Below are 18558 nucleotides of genomic sequence, written 5' to 3' on the forward strand. Positions count from 1 at the left end.
CGCGCTGGCGGCGCCTTACAAGCATGTGCTTATGGTGCGATAGCGTACCCACCGGATAAAATTTCCGGTGGGCTGATGCGCGGGCCTGGCAGTCCCGGCTAGCCGCCCTTTCGGCCGACGATGCGGTTGGCGGCCGAAACCACGGCTTCGAGCGACGCGGCGACGATGTTGGTGTTGATGCCGGCGCCGAACAGCTTGCCGCCCGGATGTTCCATCTCGACATAGGAAATGGCCGAGGCATTCGAGCCGCGCTGCATGGAATGCTCGGAATAATCGAGCACCGACATCGGCACCCCGACATGGCGCGACAGCGCATCGACGAAGCCGTCGATCGGGCCGGTGCCGGTGCCCGATATGGTCACCTCCTTGCCCCTGTCGAGGATCACCGCTTCAACCACGCGCCGGCCCCTGACCTCGGTGTCGGGGTAGGTGTGGTGGTCGAGGAACTTCAGCCGCGCGCCGGGCTGGTCGACATAGGTGTCGAGGAAGCGCTCGTAGATGCGCCTGGCCGGCACCTCCTTGCCTTCGGCGTCGGTGATCGCCTGGATGGCCTGGCTGAACTCGATCTGCAGGTTGCGCGGCAGGTTGAGGCCGTAATCCGCATGCAGCACATAGGCGATGCCGCCCTTGCCGGACTGCGAGTTGATGCGGATGATGGCTTCATAGCTGCGGCCGACATCGGCCGGGTCGATCGGCAGATAGGGCACCTCCCAGTGCGGCGTGTTGGCCTTGCGCAGCGCCTTCATGCCCTTGTTGATAGCGTCCTGGTGCGAGCCGGAAAAGGCGGTGTAGACGAGCTCGCCGACATAGGGATGGCGCTCGGGGATCTTCAGCTGGTTGGAGTATTCGTAGACGTCCTTCATGCGGTTGATGTCGGAGCAGTCGAGCCCGGGATCGACGCCTTGCGTGTACATGTTGAGCGCCAGCGTCACGATGTCGACATTGCCGGTGCGCTCGCCATTGCCGAACAGCGTGCCTTCGACGCGGTCGGCGCCCGCCATCAGGCCGAGTTCGGTGGTGGCGATGCCGGTGCCGCGGTCATTGTGCGGATGCAGCGAGATCAACAGGTTCTCGCGGTTGTCGAGCTTGCGGCACATCCATTCGATGCGGTCGGCGTAGATGTTGGGCGTTGACATCTCGACCGTGGAGGGCAGGTTGATGATCAGCTTGTTCTCCGCCGTCGGCTTGACGATCTCGGTGACCGCGTTGCAGATCTCCAGCGCCACTTCGAGCTCGGTGCCGGTAAAGCTCTCCGGCGAATATTCGAAACGGTAGCCGCCGCCGGCCTTGGCCGCCATGTCGGTGATCATCTTGGCCGCATCGGTGGCGATGCGCTTGATGCCGGCGACGTCCTTCTCGAAGACGACGCGGCGCTGCAATTCGCTGGTCGAGTTATAGAAATGGACGATCGGGTTGGTGGCGCCCTTCAGCGCCTCGAAAGTGCGGGTGATCAGTTCCGGCCGGCACTGCACCAGCACCTGCAGCGAGACGTCGGCGGGCACGTTGCCTTGTTCGATGCACCAGCGGGCGAAATCGAAGTCGGTCTGCGAGGCCGACGGGAAGCCGATCTCGATCTCCTTGAAGCCCATGTCGAGCAGCAGGGCGAACATGCGCGCCTTGCGTTCCTGGCCCATCGGATCGATCAGCGCCTGGTTGCCGTCGCGCAGGTCGACCGAGCACCAGATCGGCGCCTTGTCGATCACTTTCGAAGGCCAGGTGCGATCGGCAAGACCGACGGTCGGATAGGGCTGGTACTTGCGGGCAGCATCCGGCATGCCCCGCGCGGGCTTGGCGGTTTCCTCTACATTCAGACGGATATCTTCTCGTGCGTTCATCGTCTTTTCTCCCGGCGGCTCGCGGATCCAGCTTCAGGCGGATTGGTGGCGAGCGGCGCCTTTACCAGAATTTCGTTCGCTTGATGTGACGTGCCAATTTGTGACTGGCCAAGGAGCGTGCGCGTGAGCGGCGAATTCGACCGCCGGGCGCTCCTTCAGCGAACCCGGCGATCGCCGATAAGGCCGAGAAGCAGCAGGGAGGAGGCAAGCGCGCGAACGGTCTGACCGGCAATGCCGGTCGGACGGGACGCAAAAGAGGTGGCGCGCGGGCTCATGGCGGATTTCATACAGGAGCGGGCAAAGCGAGGCAAGTGGGGGCCTCGCTGTCGCAGAAGCTGCCGATCCAGCCTCAAGACCGGGGTTCCGCGCCGTCGCGAAATGGGAGAGAGGTGGTCGCCCACGGGTCTTGCCTTCGGCAAGCCCGAAGACAGGCTCCGCGGCCGGAGAGGGGGCCTTCGTAGGGCGCAGTCCCCTCTCCGTCTCGGCTTCGCCGAGCCACCTATCCCGATTTTTCCTGATTACAGCAACTTTGTTCTTGCTTTGTGCCGGCAGCTATGCTACTAACTTGCGTATGGTGCTGACTGGCGCCGAGGACCCGCTGTCGAGGCGGGTTTTTTATTTCACGGTTTTGGCGTCACCTTTCGCGGACCCAGCCGCTCACCTGATCCAGTTGCTCTTCCCCGAGCCCGGCAAATGCGCCAGAGTCGATTGTCGGCGGGGTGCGATGGCTCGCCGCCGGGAGGGATCGTCCATGAACTTCGTGTTCTTCTCGCCGCATTTTCCAGCCAATGGCGCCGATTTCTGCGACCGGCTGAAGAAGGCCGGCGCCACCGTGCTCGGCATTGGCGACGCCCCGTTCGATGCGCTGGACGGCAAATTGAAGGCAGCCCTTTCGGAATATTACCGCATCGACGACATGGAGGAGTACGATCCGGTGTTCCGGGCGATCGGCCACTTCATCCACAAATGGGGCCGCGTCGACCGGTTCGAATCGCTCAACGAGCATTGGCTGGAGCTGGAAGCCAATATCCGCACCGACTTCAACATCTTCGGCACCAAGCTCGACTTCGTCAAGAATTTGAAACGCAAGAGCCGCATGCGGGCGTTCTTCCGCAAGAGCGGCGTCGAAACCATCCCGCAACGCAAATGCTCCGACCGCGCCGGCGCCATGACCTTCATCCGACGTGTCGGCTATCCCGTGGTGGTGAAGCCGGATTCCGGCTCCGGCGCCTCGAACACTTTCAAAATCTCCAACGCCGGCGAACTCGACAGCTTCTTCAGGGACAAGCCGGAAGGCGTCAGCTTCGTCATGGAGCAATTCATCGAAGGACTGGTGGTGACCTATGACGGGCTGGTCAACCGCGACGGCGAGGTGGTGCTGGCCGCCAGCCACCGCTACGACCAGAGCGTCATGGAGGTGGTCAACCGCGACCGCCATATGAGCTATGTCTGTTTTCCCGAGATCAGCCGGGCGGTCGAGGAGGCCGGCAGGAAAATCCTCAAGGCGTTCGACGTGCGCGAGCGCTTCTTCCACATCGAGCTGTTCGAAACCAGGGACGACCGGGTCATCGCGCTGGAGGTCAACATGCGGCCGCCTGGCGCCTGGATGACCGATGCCATCAATTACACCTTCGATATCGATGTTTATGCCGCCTGGGCCGACATGGTGGTCAAGGACGCCGCCGGCGGCCCTTACAGGGGCAAGTATTTCACCGCCTATGCCAGCCGCAAGCGGCACCTCAACTATGTGCACAGCCATGCCGACGTGCTGGCCACCCATGGCGACATGATCGTCCATCATCACGCCATCGAGGAGGTTTTCAGCCGCGCCATGGGAAACTACGCCTATCAGCTGCGCTCCACCGACCCGAAGGCGCTGCGCCGGGCGGTCGACTACATCCATGCGGAAAAGGCGTGAGGCGATGGACGTTTCCTACCACAAGGGTTTTGGCCGCAACCTCGGCCGCGACATGGAATACAAGCGCTACGGCCATGCCGGCCGACCCGTGGTTGTGTTCCCGACTTCGCAAGGGCGGTTCTACCAGTTCGAGGATTCCGGCGCCGTCTCGGCTCTCGCCGAGTTCGTCGACACCGGTCGCATCCAGTTGTTCACGCTGGACGGCATCGATGCGGAATCCTTCTTCGACCGCCATGCCGAGCCGGCCCATCGCATCGCCCGGCATGAAGCGTATTTCCGCTATGTGCGCGAGGAGGCGCTGCCGGAACTCCTGTCTGTCGCAGCCGAGGCCAATGGCGGGCGTACGCTGAAGCCGCTGTTTTGCGGCTGCTCGATGGGCGGCTACCATTCGTCGAATTTCGTCTTCCGCTTTCCGGAACTGGCCAGCGGCGTCATCGCGCTGTCGGGGGTTTACTCGACCCACGATTTCTTCGGCAATGCGCTCGACGGACAGATTTTCTTCAACTCGCCGCTCGACTACCTGCCGGGTATCGTCGATCCGGGGCTGCTCGTCAGGCTGAAGGCGCTGCGGCTGATCTTCTGCTGCGGGCAGGGTGCCTGGGAGGAACGGATGCTGGCCGATACGCAGGCGCTGGAACAGATCCTGCGTGACAAGTCGATTCCGGCCTGGGTCGACTATTGGGGCGGCGATGTCGCGCATGACTGGCCGTGGTGGCACAAGCAACTGGTCTATTTCTTCGCTCGCTGGCTGGACGACGATCTGATGCACCGGCTGGATTAGATTACCGTAGACTCATAAGCGCAGCCACAGTCGCCTTGAGAAGATGTCGTTCAGCACGCGGCGATCATCCACACGCGGCACGCCTGGCGGCTTGTTGGGCAGGAGCGGCTCGATCACGCCACTCGAAGTCGGGCAGGTCGTATCGGCTCATGCCGACGCTGAATCGGCTCGGACGCCACAAGAGAAGCCTCGAATGGCAATCCGCGCAAATTTGCGCTACGAGGCAGGTGCCAGCGTGACGGAATTGGTAAACGTATCACCACAGTGATCCTGAGCCTCTTGGTTCAGGTGCGGGTTCGATCCCTGCCGCTGGCGACGCCCCGTTTTACGAGTTCACGACCTATTGCATGTCGATATCTAGGTGATGCGGCCTGCAAATGGACTTCCCTTCAGCCTGATTTAAAAACATGACTACACTTATCATCTTTTAGTGGAAACGCCAGGCCGGCTGTGGCATTCCGGCGTGGCGAGGACGCCGTATGGCGATCTCGAATTCAACGGCATCGAAAGGCTGAGCGATGGAGCAATTGAGTGCGCAAACCCGGATCAGCGGTGCCGCCATCCGGTCGGTGATGGACAGGCTGCGCGCCGAGCACGGCGAATCCGAGATCGATACCGGCTTTGCCGATCATTGGGAATTTCGCACGCACTACGGCTCGTTGAAGGCGACGCTCGGTGACGACAACGTGCTGATCCGCGTCGCGGCCGAGGATGAAACCTGCCTGTCCTACATGAAGATGGCGGTCGCCGGCCATTTTTCGCAACATCTCGGCACGACCAGGGGCATCGCCTGGCAGGGCGACGGCAGCGATGCCGGCACGCCGGTGTTCTTCCGCGAGATCACGGTGCTGTCCTCGACGCGGATTTCTCCGCATATGCAGCGCGTCCGCTTCACCGGCAACGATCTCGGCCGCTTTGGCCGTGGCGGCCTGCATGTGCGGCTGCTGCTGCCGCCGCGCGGCAGGCTGCCGGTGTGGCCGTCGATGGGCGCCGACGGCCTGATGGTCTGGCCGTCGGGCAAGGACGCGCTCGTCGTGCGGGTCTACACGATCCGGGCACTGGACGCCGCAAGCGGCTGGCTGGATGTCGATTTCGTCCTCCACCCCGGTATGGAGACGCCGGCGGCCGCTTTCGCCGAAAAGGCAGTTGCCGGCGAGATCATCGGCATGATCGGACCGGGCGGAGGCGGCGTGCCCGAGGCGCAAAACCTGCTGCTGCTCGGCGACGACACCGCGCTTCCGGCGATCGGCAGGATCCTGGAGCAGCTTTCGCCGTCAACCCGCGCCGAAGCGTTCATCGAGGTCGATGGTCCCGACGATCGGATGCCGCTGGCCGCGGGCGAGGCCGTTGCCGTCACCTGGCTCTATCGGCATGGGCGCGAGGCCGGTACAGCCAGGCTGTTACCGGCGGTGCTGCAGCAGCGGAGCCGGACCGCGCTTGCCGACAATCTCTATGTCTGGGCCGGATGCGAGTTCGGCGATTTCCGCGAGATCCGCAGGATCGTCCGCAAGGAATGGGGTGTGCCGCGCGACCGGCACCTGGTCACCGCCTACTGGCGCCGCGGGGCGCAAGCGGCGGACGGCAGCGAAGAATAGCGCGCGACGATGCTCCGCGGTCAGCCGCGGTCGGATACGAAGGCGATCGCCGGTGCGGCCAGAAGCGCGACGAGGCCGGCGCCTGCGAAGAACGCGCCATAGCCGAAATACTGCGCGGCGTAGCCGGCCGCGATCCCGCCGGCCATGCTCATCAGTGCGTCCATGCACTGGAACAGCGTGAAGTCGACGCCCGCCTGTCTTGGATCTGACCAGCGCATGAACTGCGCGTAAAGCGCGACGAAACCGAGAGCCATGAAGCCGGACGAGCTGAGCACCGCGATGGCCATCAAAGCGGTGGTCGAGAAGCCACCAAGAAAATCGAAGACCGAAAGGAAGAACAGCGATCCGGCCTGCAGGAAAAGCGCCAGGACGAGCACGTTGCGCGGGCCGAACCATTTGACGAGAGCGCCGCCGGCGAGTGCGGCAGCCAGGCCGACGAACATGCTGCCGACGCCGTTGACAAGTCCGACCATCGAGAGGTCGAGCCCGGCGTCGATCAGGAATGGTCCGAGCATGGCGAGTGCCGCCTTCTGGGCCAGGACATAGATGGCCGACGCTGCCAGGCCGCGCCGAATTTCGGGACGCTTCAACGCGTCGAGGAGGCTGGGAACATGCTCGCGCGTCTCCTCGCGCGCGCGGCCGGCCGCGCCGAGCAGGAAGGGGAGGCCGAGCGGCAGGAGCAGCAAGGCCATCGCCCAAACGGCGATGCGCCAGCCATAAGCGTCGACCAGAAGCAGAAACAGGCCGGCGCCGATGGCCGAGCCGAGATAGGCGCCGCCGACCTGCGCGGCATTGCCCCAACCGTGGTTTTCCCTGGCCAGGCTCTGCACGGCGAAACCATCGCAGGCAATGTCGACCGTCGAGGCGGCGAAGGCGACGATGGTCAGGCAGGCCAGGACCGGCCACCAGGCCTCCGGGCCGAGCGCGCCGACGGCCCACAGCCCGGCGATGGACGCAAGCCCACCGGCGGCGACGATCGTGCCGGTGCGGTTCTTGCCGACCGGCGGCAGCCGATAGCGCTCGACGGCCGGCGCCCATAGAAACTTGAGCGCCCATGGCAGCGCGATCAGCGAAACCAGGCCGATCCGGTCGAGCGGCAGGCCCTGGTCGCGCATCACCGCCGGCAGGCCCGCCCAGGTGATGCCGCCGATTACGCTCTGCGCGACGTAGAGCCCGCCGATCGCCAGGACGATCGCGACAGGCGTCGATGCCCGGCTGGAAACGGCGATCGACATTAGAAGCGGTAGCGCAGGCTGGCGAACAGCGAGCGGCCCTCGTCGCGGTAGCAATAGCCGGCCGAGCAGATGGGTTTTTGAGTGTCGAACACGTTCTTGGCGTTGACCTGCAGCTTCACGCCCTCGAGTTTGGGATTGCGGTAGCCGAAATCGTAGGAGAGCGAGGCGTCGACGAAGGCGCGCGCATCGTTCTTGAAGGTGTTGGTGTCATCGCCATAGCTCGAGCCGGCGACGCGAACGCCGCTGCCCAGCCCGAGCCCCTGCAGCGTGCCGTCCTCGAACTGGTACTGCCCCCAGAGCGACAGGATGTGATTTGGCGTCGCCGACAGTTCCTTGCCTGCGGTTCCCGTGGCGCCGCGTTCGATTTTCACGCGCAGATAGGTGTAGGAGGAGAGTATGCTGAGACCGTTGTCGAGCGAAGCGCTGGCTTCCAGCTCGACGCCGCGCGAGTTCAGGTCGAGCTGGCGCTGCTTGTTGATGCCGGTTGAGGCGTCGAAGACGACGCCATCCTTCTGGTCGATGTCGAACAGAGCGGCGCTGACGGCGGCGTTATAGTCGGCAAATTCGTATTTGACGCCGATTTCCTTCTGCGTCGCAATGGTCGGACGGGCGACGCGACCGACAGGGCTGCTGACATCGTCATAGACGAAGCCGATATTGGGCGAGAACGACGTCGAATAGTTGACATAGGGCGTGATGCCCCATTCGGTCTGGTAGGACAGGCCGAGCCGGCCGGAAAGGGCACTGTCGTCCTGCTTGGACCTGGTGAAGTCGGCGGCGGTCGAGGTGGTGTCGGCCCAGTCGTAGCGACCGCTGGCGAACAGGGTGAAATCGTTCCACTCCATCTGGTCATGCAGATAGGCGCCGAGCTGGTTCATCTCCTGCCCGCCAGAGTAAGGAACCGGAGCGGCCTTGATGTCGTCGACGGAGACATAGGAGATACCGCTGCCGGCGTCATAGTTCGACCAGGCGTAGTCGATGCCGGCTACCGCCGTGTGCCTGACCTGGCCGGTATCGAATTCGAACTGCGCCATGTTGTCGACGACGAAGTTCTTCATGGTCTCGGTGTAGTGACCCCAATAGCGTTTCAGATCCACGCCGTCCGGGTAATGACCGCTATATTCGATGTCGCTGTCGACGGCGCTGTAGCGAAGGTTCTGCCGGACCGTCAGCACGTCGTTGAAACGGTGCTCGAACTCGTAGCCGATGCGGCCCTGGGTCTGGTCGAAGTCGTTCCAGGCGGGATCGCCCTCGTAGAGGTTCGTCAGAGCGCCGCCTGAATTGTAGAAGGCAGCGGTGCCGCCGGTGACGGATTTCGAATATTCGCCGAGGATGGTCAGCCTGGTATCCTCGTCCGGCTTGAAGGTGACGGCCGGCGCCAGATAGATCTTGTCGTCGGGATAACCGGGCAGGTCGGTGTCGCTGGTGCGGCCGAGGCTGGTGAAGCGGTAGAGAATGCTGCCGTCGTCGTTCACCGGGCCGGAAGCGTCGAGTGCGGCCTGGAAGCGATTGTGTTCGCCTAGCAGCATTTCGATTTCGCGGAACTGTTCTTCCTTGGGGCGCTTGGTGACCAGATTGACGATGCCGCCCGGACCGCTGATGCCGTAAAGCGAGGAGGCCGGACCCTTCAGGATGGTGACGCCCTCGATGCCGTAGGGCTCGGTCTTGAACCAGGCCGAGGGGCCGTTGTACTGGCGCAGCCCGTCGCGGAACATGCCGTTGTAAAAGGCCTGGAAGCCGCGCAGGAAGAAGGCGTCGTAGCGGGTGTCGAAGCCGAAGCTGTTGGGATTGGCGCTTGCGACATAGCCGAGCGATTCGTTCAGCGTGCGTGGCTTCTGGTCCTCGATCTGCTTTTGCGTCACAACCGAAACGGCTTGTGGAACCTTGACCATCGGCGTGTCAGTCTTGGTGCCGATGCGGTCCTTCTTGGCGACATAGCCGTCCTGCACGAGGATCTCGTCGCTCTCGGCATCGACCTCGATCTTGTTGAGAACCGTGACGCCGCCCTGGTCCTGAGCGTGAGCCGGCCCGGACAGGCCGAGCAGGGCAACGCTGCCCGGCAGTGATAACCCCAGGAGCCATGTCATCGTCCGTTTCCGCATCAACTCGTCTCCACTCTTCCGTACATTGACGGAAGGGGCTCTCAAATCTGAGTATTTGAGTCAAGTTATTTTTTGAGCTCGTGCGGGTGCTGGCCCGATACGGTCGGCGACAGCAAAGTGCGACCGGTTTCAAGAAAAGGCTACCAATCAGGGAGAGGCGAGCTGCTATGGTTTGAGGCTTCTCGCCACCAGCCGCGCCACGCTTGGGCCGACCAGAAGCACGATCAGGAAGCGTGCCGATTGCAGCGCCATGACGAAGGAGATGTCGACATGCTGTGCGGCGGCGGCGATGATGGCGACGCTGTCCATGCCGCCGGGGCTGGTTGCCAGATAGGCGGTCAGCGGATCGATGCCGAGCAGGCGGCTGATCAGGAAGGCGAGGCCGCCGCAAAAGACGATCAGGGCAATGATCGAGCCGACGATCTGCGGCAGCGCGCGGGCCGCGTGGCGCAGAATGGCCCTGGTGAAATTCAGGCCGATGCTCCAGCCGATCATCGTATAGCTCAAGGCAAGCAGCCAGGGCGGCAACTGCATGGTCACGCCGAGCCCGAGATGGATCACGGTGCCGAAAATGAAGGTGCCGAGGAATAACGGCGACGGCAGCCGGAAAAGCTTTCCGGCGAGGCCGCCAACCAGCGCCACGCCGAATGTTGCGGCCAAGCCTTGCGGGTCTATCGGCGGAAACCAGACGATGCCCGGCACCTCGATGCCCGAGGTGTCGACCCAGAGCTTGGCCACCAGGGCTGCCGTCATCGAGACGCAGATGACGCGCAGATACAGCATAAAGGCGACGAGGCGCTGGTCGGCGCCGAAGGCACCGGCCATCAGCACCATGGCGGTGGCGGCGCCCGGCGACGAGCCCCAGACCGCGGTGGTGCCGGGCAGGATGCGCCAGCGGCTGATCAGCCAGCCGAGCAGGCTGGATGCCGCGACCGTCGCCATCACGACGCCAAGGAACAGCGGCCATTCCCTGTAGAAGACGGGAAAGATATCGGCCGAGATGGAACTGGCGACCAGGCAGCCGACGACCGCCTGGGCTGAGCCGAACAGAACCCGCGGCACACGCACCGTGGCGCCGTTGGTGCCGGCAGCTATGGCCGCCAGCATCGGTCCGATCAAGAGCGCGGCGGGCAGGGCGGCGAGCTCCAGCGCGCCGGCAAACAGCACCGAGACCACCACCAGGACGGGCCACTGCCAGGCCTTGTGGATCCGCGCCAGGTGCTCGATGGCCGGCGGGTTCGGGGAGGAATCCATAGATGGGCTCTTAGACCGGTCGCGAAAAAATGCGAACCCTTTTTGCGCGGAAAAGGGCTTGGGTGGTAATGGCACCAACCATCCGCAGCGATCCTTCGCGCGCCCCTCTGGCCTACCGGCCTCTCCCTCTATCCCGCCTTCGCCGGTAAGCCGAACCCGCCAACAGGATGCGTCTCCACCTGGAACTCGAAGCCGGCGATGATCGGCCGTGCCTTGGCGATTGCCGCCTGGACTTCGGGCAGCTGCAGCGAAGCCTTGTGGCTTTCGGCGTCGGTCCACACTTCGGTCACCCAGATCGCGTCGGCATCGGCCGGGTCGGTGGCGATGATGTAGTTCAGGCAGCCGGGCATGGCACCGGTGCTGGCGAGCAGGATATCCATCATTGCGTCACGCTGGCCGCGCATCGCCCGCATCTTGCCGATCAGTCCGTACATTCGCTTTGCTCCGTTGAGATGACGCAACCGGGAGTATGCAGTTCGCCGTCTACGGCATCAACTGCCCGCCATTGACCTCGATCACCTGGCCGATGATGTAGCCGCTCAACAGATCGGAGGAGAGGAACAGATAGGCGCCGACACAGTCCTCCGCGGTGCCGGCGCGGCCCTGCGGGATGGTGGCGATCATGCCTTTCATCTGGTCGTCGGTCGAGTAGCGCTCGTGGAAAGGTGTCGCGATCGTGCCGGGCGCCACCGCGTTGACGCGGATGTTGAACCCGATCAGCTCCTTGGCCATGCCGCGCGTGACGTTGGAGACGAAGGCCTTGGCCGAGCCGTAAAGGCCGGCGCCGCCACCGGCGCCGTTGCGCGCGGCGATCGAGGAGGTGTTGACGATGAAGCCGCCCTGCCGCTTCAGCCATGGGATTGCCTTGCGCGAAGCTGTCAGCACGGAACGCGCGTTGAGGTCCATCACCGCGTCGTAATGCGCCTCGGTCTGCTCGGCATAGGGCACGCGGCCGAGCATGCCGCCGGCATTGTTGACGAGGCCGTCGAGCCGGCCGAAATGTTGCGCACTGTCCTCGACGACGCGCTCGACATCGGCGGGGATCGAGAAATCGCCCTGGGCGAGGAACACGTCGCCGCCGCCGTTGCGAATGGTCGCGGCCAGGTTTTCGGCAGCCGCGCGGCTCGAATTGTAATGCAGCGCGACGCGGCATTTCTGCGCGGCATAGGCAAGTGCAAGCGCCGCGCCGATGCCGGTCGAGGCGCCGGTGACCAGGACCGCCTTTCCGGCAAGGTCGGGGATGACCAGAGAGGGGCTGACAAGGGTGGTGGTGGCTGGCACGTCTATTCCTCCGGGGACTCTGCCTGCTCTTCGTAAGCCTTCGCAGTCCTCGCGTTCAAGTCCGTAAAAGTCTAGAGCGGTTCACCGTTTCACGGAAACGGCGAACCGCTCCCTCTTTGTCTTGGTCTTGACGCAATTCCGGACGGAAAACCGTTTCACGCTTTTCCTGGAATTGCCCTATGGCCTGAGATAGGCGTAGCCCTGGCGTTGCAATTCGGCGAGCTTGACGACGCCGCCCCTGTCGGCTGCATGGAAGCCGTCGAGCAGGTCGGCCAGGCCGATATCCATGCCGTGCATGGTATTGGCGCAAGCGTGCGGGCTGAGCCCATCCTGGACAAGGCCGGCGAACCGCCCGGAAATGGCGGCCGATATGCCCTTCGACTTGAAGGCGGCAAGTGCTGGGCCGTGCACGACAAGCGCGATGTCGACCTTGCCGTCGGTGCCTTCGAAGTGGTTCTTGATGTTGCCGAGCACGAAATTGACCTTGTCGAGATCGCTGAGGTGATAGGCGACCTTTTGCCTTTCCTCTTCGACGGCCTTGACTTCAATGGCTGCCGCCTTGGTGGGGCGCAGCCCGAAAAGCCCGGCGGCCCCGGCAAGACCGACGCGGAAAATATCGCGGCGTCGCATGGCTTCATCTCCCATTTGGCCGGCCGGCGCAAATTGCGTGGCCTCGGCCTCGATCCTAGCATAAATTGAAGCGACGTCTTGTCGGGGCAGGGGGAGCCAGCATGATATCAAGGACCGTGATGGGCGCCGGAGTTGGGGTTGCCTTGCTTGCCGCCGTCGCCGGCTCTGCTTTCGCCGATGACACGCTCAAACTCACCGAGCTCAGCCCCGACGGCAAGGACGCCTGCTTCGGCCGCGTCTATGACGCCGCGCATCTCAAGTCGCATCCGCAGCAGAAGGTGACGCGCATCTTTTTCTATTACGGCCGCGATCCGGTCAGCCGGCCGAACGAGGAGCCAAGCACCGGCGTCGATTCCTCCTACAATGGCTTCATGGCGACGACGGTGCGCGGCGCCAAGGCGCCTGAATGGCTTGGCGGCTGGTGCAGTCATGAGTCGGAGGACGGCAAGACCGGCCCGATCCGTTGCGGCATGGACTGCGACCGCACCATGGCTTCGCTGAAGGTCGACGACAAAGGCCGGCTGATCGTCTCGGACGTGCAGCCCGACCTCTATCTCGACGCCGGCTCGGAAGACGAGCTCGGCAAGGCGGAGTACGAAAGGCAGGCGCTGGGCAAGGACGATAACGGCTTCAGGCTCGACCCGATGCCGGCCGCCACCTGCAAGGCGGAGTTCGCGCGCATCGACCCGATCGACCCGGCACTTGGCCCGCCATTGCGCGAGCGGCTGAAGCCGGACCAGCCCTTCTGCTACGGACGCGACTACGACGCCGGGCATCTCGGCTCGCATCCCGACCAGCTGACCCAGTCGATCAGGGTTTTCCGCGGAGCGGTCGAGCTGGCGTCTTTCGCCAAGGAGGGCGATCCGGCCACTTGGCCAAGCGGCGCCGATATCGCTGTTTCGGTTACCACGCGGCAGAAATCGGCCAAGGTCACGCAGGTCTATAACTGTCAGGGCGAGGGCGACCAGTGGCGCTGCGCGGCGAGCGCGAAGACGGGTGCTGCGTCCTGTGGCATCGCGCAAAGGGAGGTCTTCCTTCGCCGCGGCGCCAACGGCACGATGATGCTGGCCAACCCGAACAGCGGCCTGTCGATCATCGATCTGTGCTCGAAAGCGGCGGAAGGCGACACCAGCTCCGACGACAAAGTCTACCGGCTGGAGCCGATGCCGCAGGCTGCCTGCGGGCTGTAGCAGTTCAAAGACGCGATGCCGGCGGGACAGAGGGGGTGCTGTCCCGCCGACCTCAAGGTTTTGGATGGCGGCATCCCGCTATCGCCTCACGCGAACGGCACGGCCGTCGTGCCTTTGGGCAGTTTCGCTTCGTCGTCGGGTTCGACATGGATGATGACCCGCACGGAAGGGATTTCGGCCTGCAGCGCGTCTTCGATGCGGTCGCAGATGACGTGGCTGGCGCCGACCGACATGTCGGCGTCGACGACCAGGTGGAACTCGATGAAGGTGGCGCGGCCGGCGATGCGCGTCTTCAGGTCGTGGACCTCGAGCGCGCCCTTGCAATTGGCCGAGATGATGTCGCGTATGCGGATATGTTCCTGGGTGTCGACGGCGCGGTCCATCAGCCCGTTCATCGACGAGCCGATGACGTGCCAGCCCTGCCACAGGATGTTCAGCGCCACGATCACGGCAAGAGCCGGATCGAGAACCTGCCAGCCGGTCAGCACGGCGCCGACCAGGCCGATGAACACACCGACCGAGGTCGCCACGTCGGTCATGATGTGCCTGCCGTCGGCAACGAGAGCCGGCGATTTTTCGCTTCGGCCGGTGCGGATCAGCGTCAAGGCCCAGACGGCGTTGATGACCGTTGCGACGCCATTGACGGCAAGGCCGGTCCATGGCTGTTCCAGCAGGGCGGGATGGTGCCAGGACCACCAGACCTCATTGAGGATCAGCAAGGCGGCAAGCACGATCAGCACGCCTTCGAGGACGGCCGAGAAATACTCGGCCTTGTGGTGGCCGAACGGATGGTCCTGGTCGGCTGGCTTGTAGCTGACCTGGATCGCCCAATAGGCGGCGGCAGAGGCAATGACGTTGACGATCGATTCCAGCGCGTCCGAATAAAGCGCGACCGAACCGGTGACGTACCAGGCCACCAGCTTCAGGCCGAGCACGACGCAGGCGACGACGATCGACCAGAAGGCGAGGCTGGCGACCTTCTGCCTGGCGGCGGCTTTGATTTCCGCCGCGGTCACTGGGGAAAAGATCCCAACACTGAGCCCTCGAATTAAGCGGCCTTTTCCTTGGCCTTGCGCGGCAGGTGCGCGACGATGTTCTCGATGATGCGCATGCCGGCATTGTGGCCGAGCGTCATGATCGACTCCGGGTGGAACTGCACTGCGGCGATCGGCTCCTTGCGGTGCTCGAAGGCCATGATGATGCCGTCCTCGGTCTCGGCGGTGACGACAAAACCATCGGGCAGCCGCACCGGATCTGCAAAGATCGAATGATAGCGGCCGACCGTCACCTCCTTGGGCAGGCCGGAGAAGATGATGCCCGGCTTCGACACGCGGATGCGCGACGGCTTGCCGTGCATCGGGATGTGCAGTTGGCGCAGCTCGCCGCCATAAGCCTCGGCCAGCGCCTGCAGCCCGAGGCAGACGCCGAAGATCGGCAGGTCGCGCGCACGGGCCCGCTTGATGGTGGCGGCGCAGTCGAAGTCCTTCGGTGTGCCGGGGCCGGGCGACAGCACGACCAGGTTTGGCTTCAGCCGGTCGAAGATCTCGTCCGGCACCGGCGTGCGCACCGTCGAGACGTTGGCGCCGGTCTGGCGGAAATAGTTGGCGAGCGTATGGACGAAGGAGTCCTCGTGGTCGACCAGCAGGATGTTGACGCCGTCGCCGACACGCGCGGTGCTGCGTTCGGTGCTGGCGGCATTGCCTGATTTGGCGTCGCGGATGGCGGAGAGCATGGCGGATGCCTTCAGTTCGGTTTCGGCTTCTTCTTCCTCGGGAATGCTGTCGAAGAGCAGCGTGGCGCCGGCGCGCACCTCGGCGATGCCGTCCTTGATGCGAATGGTGCGAAGCGTCAGGCCGGTGTTCATGTCACCGTTGAAATTGACCATGCCGATCGCCCCGCCATACCAGGCGCGCGGGCTCTTCTCGTTCTGCTCGATGAAGCGCATGGCCCATAATTTCGGCGCGCCGGTGACGGTGACCGCCCAGGCATGCGACAGAAAGGCGTCGAAGGCGTCCATGCCTTCGCGCAGCCGCCCCTCGATGTGGTCGACGGTGTGGATCAGGCGCGAGTACATTTCGATCTGGCGGCGGCCGATGACGCGCACCGAGCCCGGCTCGCAGACCCTCGACTTGTCGTTGCGGTCGACGTCCGAGCACATGGTGAGTTCGGATTCGTCCTTCTTCGAATTGAGCAGCTTCAGGATCTGCTCGCTGTCGGAGATGGCGTCGTCACCGCGCTTGATGGTGCCGGAGATCGGGCAGGTCTCGACGCGGCGGCCGTTGACGCGCACGAACATTTCCGGCGAGGCGCCGATCAGATATTCGCCCTCGCCGAGATTGATGAAGAAGGAATAGGGCGAAGGGTTGATGCTCTTCAGCTTGCGGGAAATCTCGGAGGGCTGGGTTTCGCAGCGTTCGTAGAACATCTGCCCCGGCACCACTTCGAACAGGTCGCCGCGCTCGAAGCTCTTCATCGCCTTGCGCACCAGCTTGGCATATTCGCCGGGCTCGTGGTCGCCGCGCGGCGGGATGCGGTCGGCGGTCCTGAACGGCTCGACGATTTCGTCGCGCGGCAGGCCTTCGGTCGAGAAGCCATCGCCGGAATAGTCGTAGCGGTCGGTCCAGGCCTTGGTCGAATAGTGGTCGACGACGAGGATCTCGTCGGGCAGGAACAGCACGAGATCGCGCTGGCTTGGCTTGCGCTCGAGCTTGTAGTCGACCGGATCGAACTGGAAGGCGAGGTCGTAGCCGAAGGCGCCATAGAGGCCGAGATTGGCGTCTTCCTCGGTCTTGAACAAAGCCGTGATGGCGCGCAGCACGGTGAAGACGGAGGGAACGCGGCTGCGTTCCTCTTCAGTGAAGATACGATCGGGCTTGGCGACCTCAAGGCGGATGAGTTTGTTGGACGTCTCGGCGATCGTGACATCGTCAAGGCCGGCAAGCACCGCGCCGATCACCGGCAAAAGCACGTCGCCGCGGCGGTTCAGCGCCTCGATGCGCATGGCGCGGCCGCGTGCCGAGATCACCACCGGCGGATCGATGATGGCGGTGTCCCAGCGCGTATAGCGGCCGGGATATTCGTAATTCGAGGAAAACACGGCGCCGCGGCGCGAATTCAGGCCATCGACATAGCCGTCGATCGCCCCCTCGTAAGGCCGGTCATGGCGCTGGCGGGTAATCGCCACGCCACCCGCCGTGACGAAGCGCTCGGCGCCATTCTCCAGAATTTTCGTCGTCATTGCCGTCTCCATCAGCGTTTTTGGGGCAACGGACCCGGGAATGGCTTGAAAAAACAAATGGCCGCCCGGACATTCCGCTGCGGCCACCCTCTATTGTCACGCGAACGCGTTCGAACAGGCCGCTGTCAGCGAGCCCACCACCAAATGGTCTTGATCGAACGCATATTCATGGCGAAATCCATAGCCGCGAAAAGCGGTATGCGCAACAGGTTTGAAAGTCTGTGGGGTGGCTGCCGCTTTCGCAACCCAGCACATGGCCAAGACCGGCAGTCCTGCCTAGACTCTGCGTTGCCCTGGCGCATGTGCCGCCGCGCCAGAGGCTTGCCGAACTCGGCGTCGCCCGCGTGAGCCATGGTCCGGTGCCGTACCGGCAGATGGCCGAATGGCTGGAGGCCAAGGCGCGACAGGCGATTTCGGGGTAGCCTGGCGGGGTGCGTCAGTCCTCCAGCGTTCCCGACCTTGCATCGGCGCTCGTCCCGTCGCCGACCAGCTTCAAGAGGTCTTCGCCGGCGCGAATGATGCGGCGGGAACGCCGCGTCAGGATGAGGCCCGCCTGCGGCGCCAACACTTCCGTGCGGCCGTCGGGCTCGCCGGGCGCGTGGACGATGGTGGCAAGGCGCGCACCCTTGGTAACGCGGTCGCCCGGCTTCACGTCGTAGAGGATCGCGCCCGAGCGGGGCGCCGGCATCATCTCGATGTTTTCGAGCGGCGCGACGAGCCCAACGAAGCTGCCAGGCGCGGGCAGCGCCTGATCCTGGATGACGCCGCGCGCCACCAGCAGCCGATAGAGCCCTTCGGCATCGGCGCCGGCGAGGGCGCCGTCGACATCGAGTATGCCGCGATATTCGACGGTGGCGGCGACGCGCCGGTCGAGGCGCGCCACGTCGGCCGGGACGTTCTGATACGGCATGATCGAAGCGCCTTCGAAGGTGCCGTCGGGATCTTCGTCCCACAGCATCACCGCATCGACGCCCATGGCCGCTGCACAATCCGCCATGGCCGGCCACAGGCTGGTGTGGACGTAGAGATAGGCGAGGCCTTCATCGTCGCAATGCAGGTCGAGCACGATGTCGTGGCCGATGGAGAGCTGCAGCAGCCGCGTCTTCAGCCGCTGGTCGACCGTGCCGTGCGCCGGCAGCAGCGTGAGGTCGGGCGCGGCGAGCCGCGGAAAGCCACGGTTGAAATTGGTGCGCGTGCCCAGATGGAAGCGGCCCTGATGGTCGCCGTAGAGATATTGCGCGCGGCCGATCGGATTGGCCCAGGGCACGATGGTCATGTTGCCGGTGATGCGGCCTTCGGCTTCCGCCTTGCTGAGCATCGGCATCAGCGTGTCGATGGCGACGACACCCGGCAATTCGCCGGCATGAAGTGCGGCCTGCAGATAGGCGGAAGGCGCCGTCTTGTCCGTTCCGGCGAAGCGGAAGACGGGGAATTCGTAGGAAACGCCTTCGCTGTCGCCGGCGACGCGTTCGATGGACTTCTGCATGGGATGGCTCCGG

General features: G+C 64.1%; 14 protein-coding genes, 1 tRNA gene and 1 pseudogene. 5 read left to right on the plus strand and 11 right to left on the minus strand.

All coding sequences use genetic code 11. From position 1 onward, the window contains the following. Positions 1 to 98: 98 nt before the first annotated feature. Complete coding sequence (gene leuA, locus NKI08_RS23450; RefSeq protein ID WP_352772498.1) at positions 99 to 1835, minus strand: 2-isopropylmalate synthase; 1737 nt, start codon at positions 1833 to 1835, stop codon at positions 99 to 101. A 751-nt stretch (positions 1836 to 2586) separates the two neighbouring features. On the opposite strand from leuA, the gene NKI08_RS23455 reads away from it, so the two are divergent. Then, on the plus strand, positions 2587 to 3753 hold the full coding sequence (locus NKI08_RS23455) for an ATP-grasp domain-containing protein (RefSeq protein WP_352772501.1): 1167 nt from the start codon (positions 2587 to 2589) through the stop codon (positions 3751 to 3753). A 4-nt stretch (positions 3754 to 3757) separates the two neighbouring features. Beyond that, a complete protein-coding gene (locus NKI08_RS23460; protein ID WP_352743330.1) occupies positions 3758 to 4534 on the plus strand; it encodes an esterase family protein in 777 nt (258 codons plus the stop codon). A 33-nt stretch (positions 4535 to 4567) separates the two neighbouring features. On the opposite strand, the pseudogene NKI08_RS23465 reads toward NKI08_RS23460, so the two are convergent. After that, positions 4568 to 4685, minus strand: a pseudogene (locus NKI08_RS23465) (IS5/IS1182 family transposase); the annotation flags it as partial. A gap of 78 nt (positions 4686 to 4763) precedes the next feature. Here NKI08_RS23465 and NKI08_RS23470 point away from each other — a divergent pair. Next, a tRNA-OTHER gene (locus tag NKI08_RS23470) sits at positions 4764 to 4849 on the plus strand. A 203-nt stretch (positions 4850 to 5052) separates the two neighbouring features. Then, a complete protein-coding gene (locus NKI08_RS23475) occupies positions 5053 to 6129 on the plus strand; it encodes a siderophore-interacting protein (protein WP_352772504.1) in 1077 nt (358 codons plus the stop codon). Between the two features lie 20 nt (positions 6130 to 6149). Here NKI08_RS23475 and NKI08_RS23480 read toward each other — a convergent pair whose 3' ends face one another. The 6 genes from NKI08_RS23480 to NKI08_RS23505 all read right to left on the minus strand — a co-directional run bounded on the left by NKI08_RS23480 (position 6150) and on the right by NKI08_RS23505 (position 12631). Continuing rightward, positions 6150 to 7364, minus strand: coding sequence for an MFS transporter (locus NKI08_RS23480; protein ID WP_352540976.1), 1215 nt, complete (start codon positions 7362 to 7364; stop codon positions 6150 to 6152). Next, positions 7364 to 9451, minus strand: coding sequence for a TonB-dependent siderophore receptor (locus NKI08_RS23485; protein ID WP_352772507.1), 2088 nt, complete (start codon positions 9449 to 9451; stop codon positions 7364 to 7366). The genes NKI08_RS23480 and NKI08_RS23485 overlap by 1 nt, the downstream gene beginning before the upstream one ends. Before the next feature lie 180 nt (positions 9452 to 9631). Continuing rightward, positions 9632 to 10720, minus strand: a complete 1089-nt coding sequence (locus NKI08_RS23490) for an AbrB family transcriptional regulator (RefSeq protein ID WP_352540978.1) — start codon at positions 10718 to 10720, stop codon at positions 9632 to 9634. A 128-nt stretch (positions 10721 to 10848) separates the two neighbouring features. Further along, the gene (locus NKI08_RS23495; RefSeq protein ID WP_352683881.1) at positions 10849 to 11154 is read right to left on the minus strand and encodes a putative quinol monooxygenase; all 306 of its coding nucleotides are present in this window, start codon (positions 11152 to 11154) and stop codon (positions 10849 to 10851) included. A 49-nt stretch (positions 11155 to 11203) separates the two neighbouring features. Next, entirely contained in the window at positions 11204 to 12001 is a 798-nt protein-coding gene (locus tag NKI08_RS23500) for an SDR family NAD(P)-dependent oxidoreductase (protein ID WP_352478045.1), read from the minus strand. A gap of 177 nt (positions 12002 to 12178) precedes the next feature. Continuing rightward, complete coding sequence (locus NKI08_RS23505) at positions 12179 to 12631, minus strand: DsrE family protein (RefSeq protein WP_352450551.1); 453 nt, start codon at positions 12629 to 12631, stop codon at positions 12179 to 12181. Positions 12632 to 12732: 101 nt separating this feature from the next. Between NKI08_RS23505 and NKI08_RS23510 the strand changes: the two genes are divergently transcribed. Then, positions 12733 to 13821, plus strand: a complete 1089-nt coding sequence (locus NKI08_RS23510; RefSeq protein ID WP_352772512.1) for a hypothetical protein — start codon at positions 12733 to 12735, stop codon at positions 13819 to 13821. An 86-nt stretch (positions 13822 to 13907) separates the two neighbouring features. Here the strand turns inward: NKI08_RS23510 and NKI08_RS23515 are convergent, their stop codons facing one another. From NKI08_RS23515 to NKI08_RS23525, 3 genes are all read right to left on the minus strand, one after another. Next, positions 13908 to 14837, minus strand: coding sequence for a cation diffusion facilitator family transporter (locus NKI08_RS23515; protein WP_502899661.1), 930 nt, complete (start codon positions 14835 to 14837; stop codon positions 13908 to 13910). A gap of 32 nt (positions 14838 to 14869) precedes the next feature. Beyond that, positions 14870 to 17059, minus strand: coding sequence for an anthranilate synthase (locus NKI08_RS23520; protein ID WP_352450549.1), 2190 nt, complete (start codon positions 17057 to 17059; stop codon positions 14870 to 14872). A 436-nt stretch (positions 17060 to 17495) separates the two neighbouring features. Beyond that, on the minus strand, positions 17496 to 18545 hold the full coding sequence (locus tag NKI08_RS23525) for a M14 family metallopeptidase (RefSeq protein ID WP_352772516.1): 1050 nt from the start codon (positions 18543 to 18545) through the stop codon (positions 17496 to 17498). Between the last annotated feature and the right edge of the window lie 13 nt (positions 18546 to 18558).

Source organism: Mesorhizobium sp. M0768 (assembly GCF_040320195.1).
Lineage (GTDB): Bacteria > Pseudomonadota > Alphaproteobacteria > Rhizobiales > Rhizobiaceae > Mesorhizobium.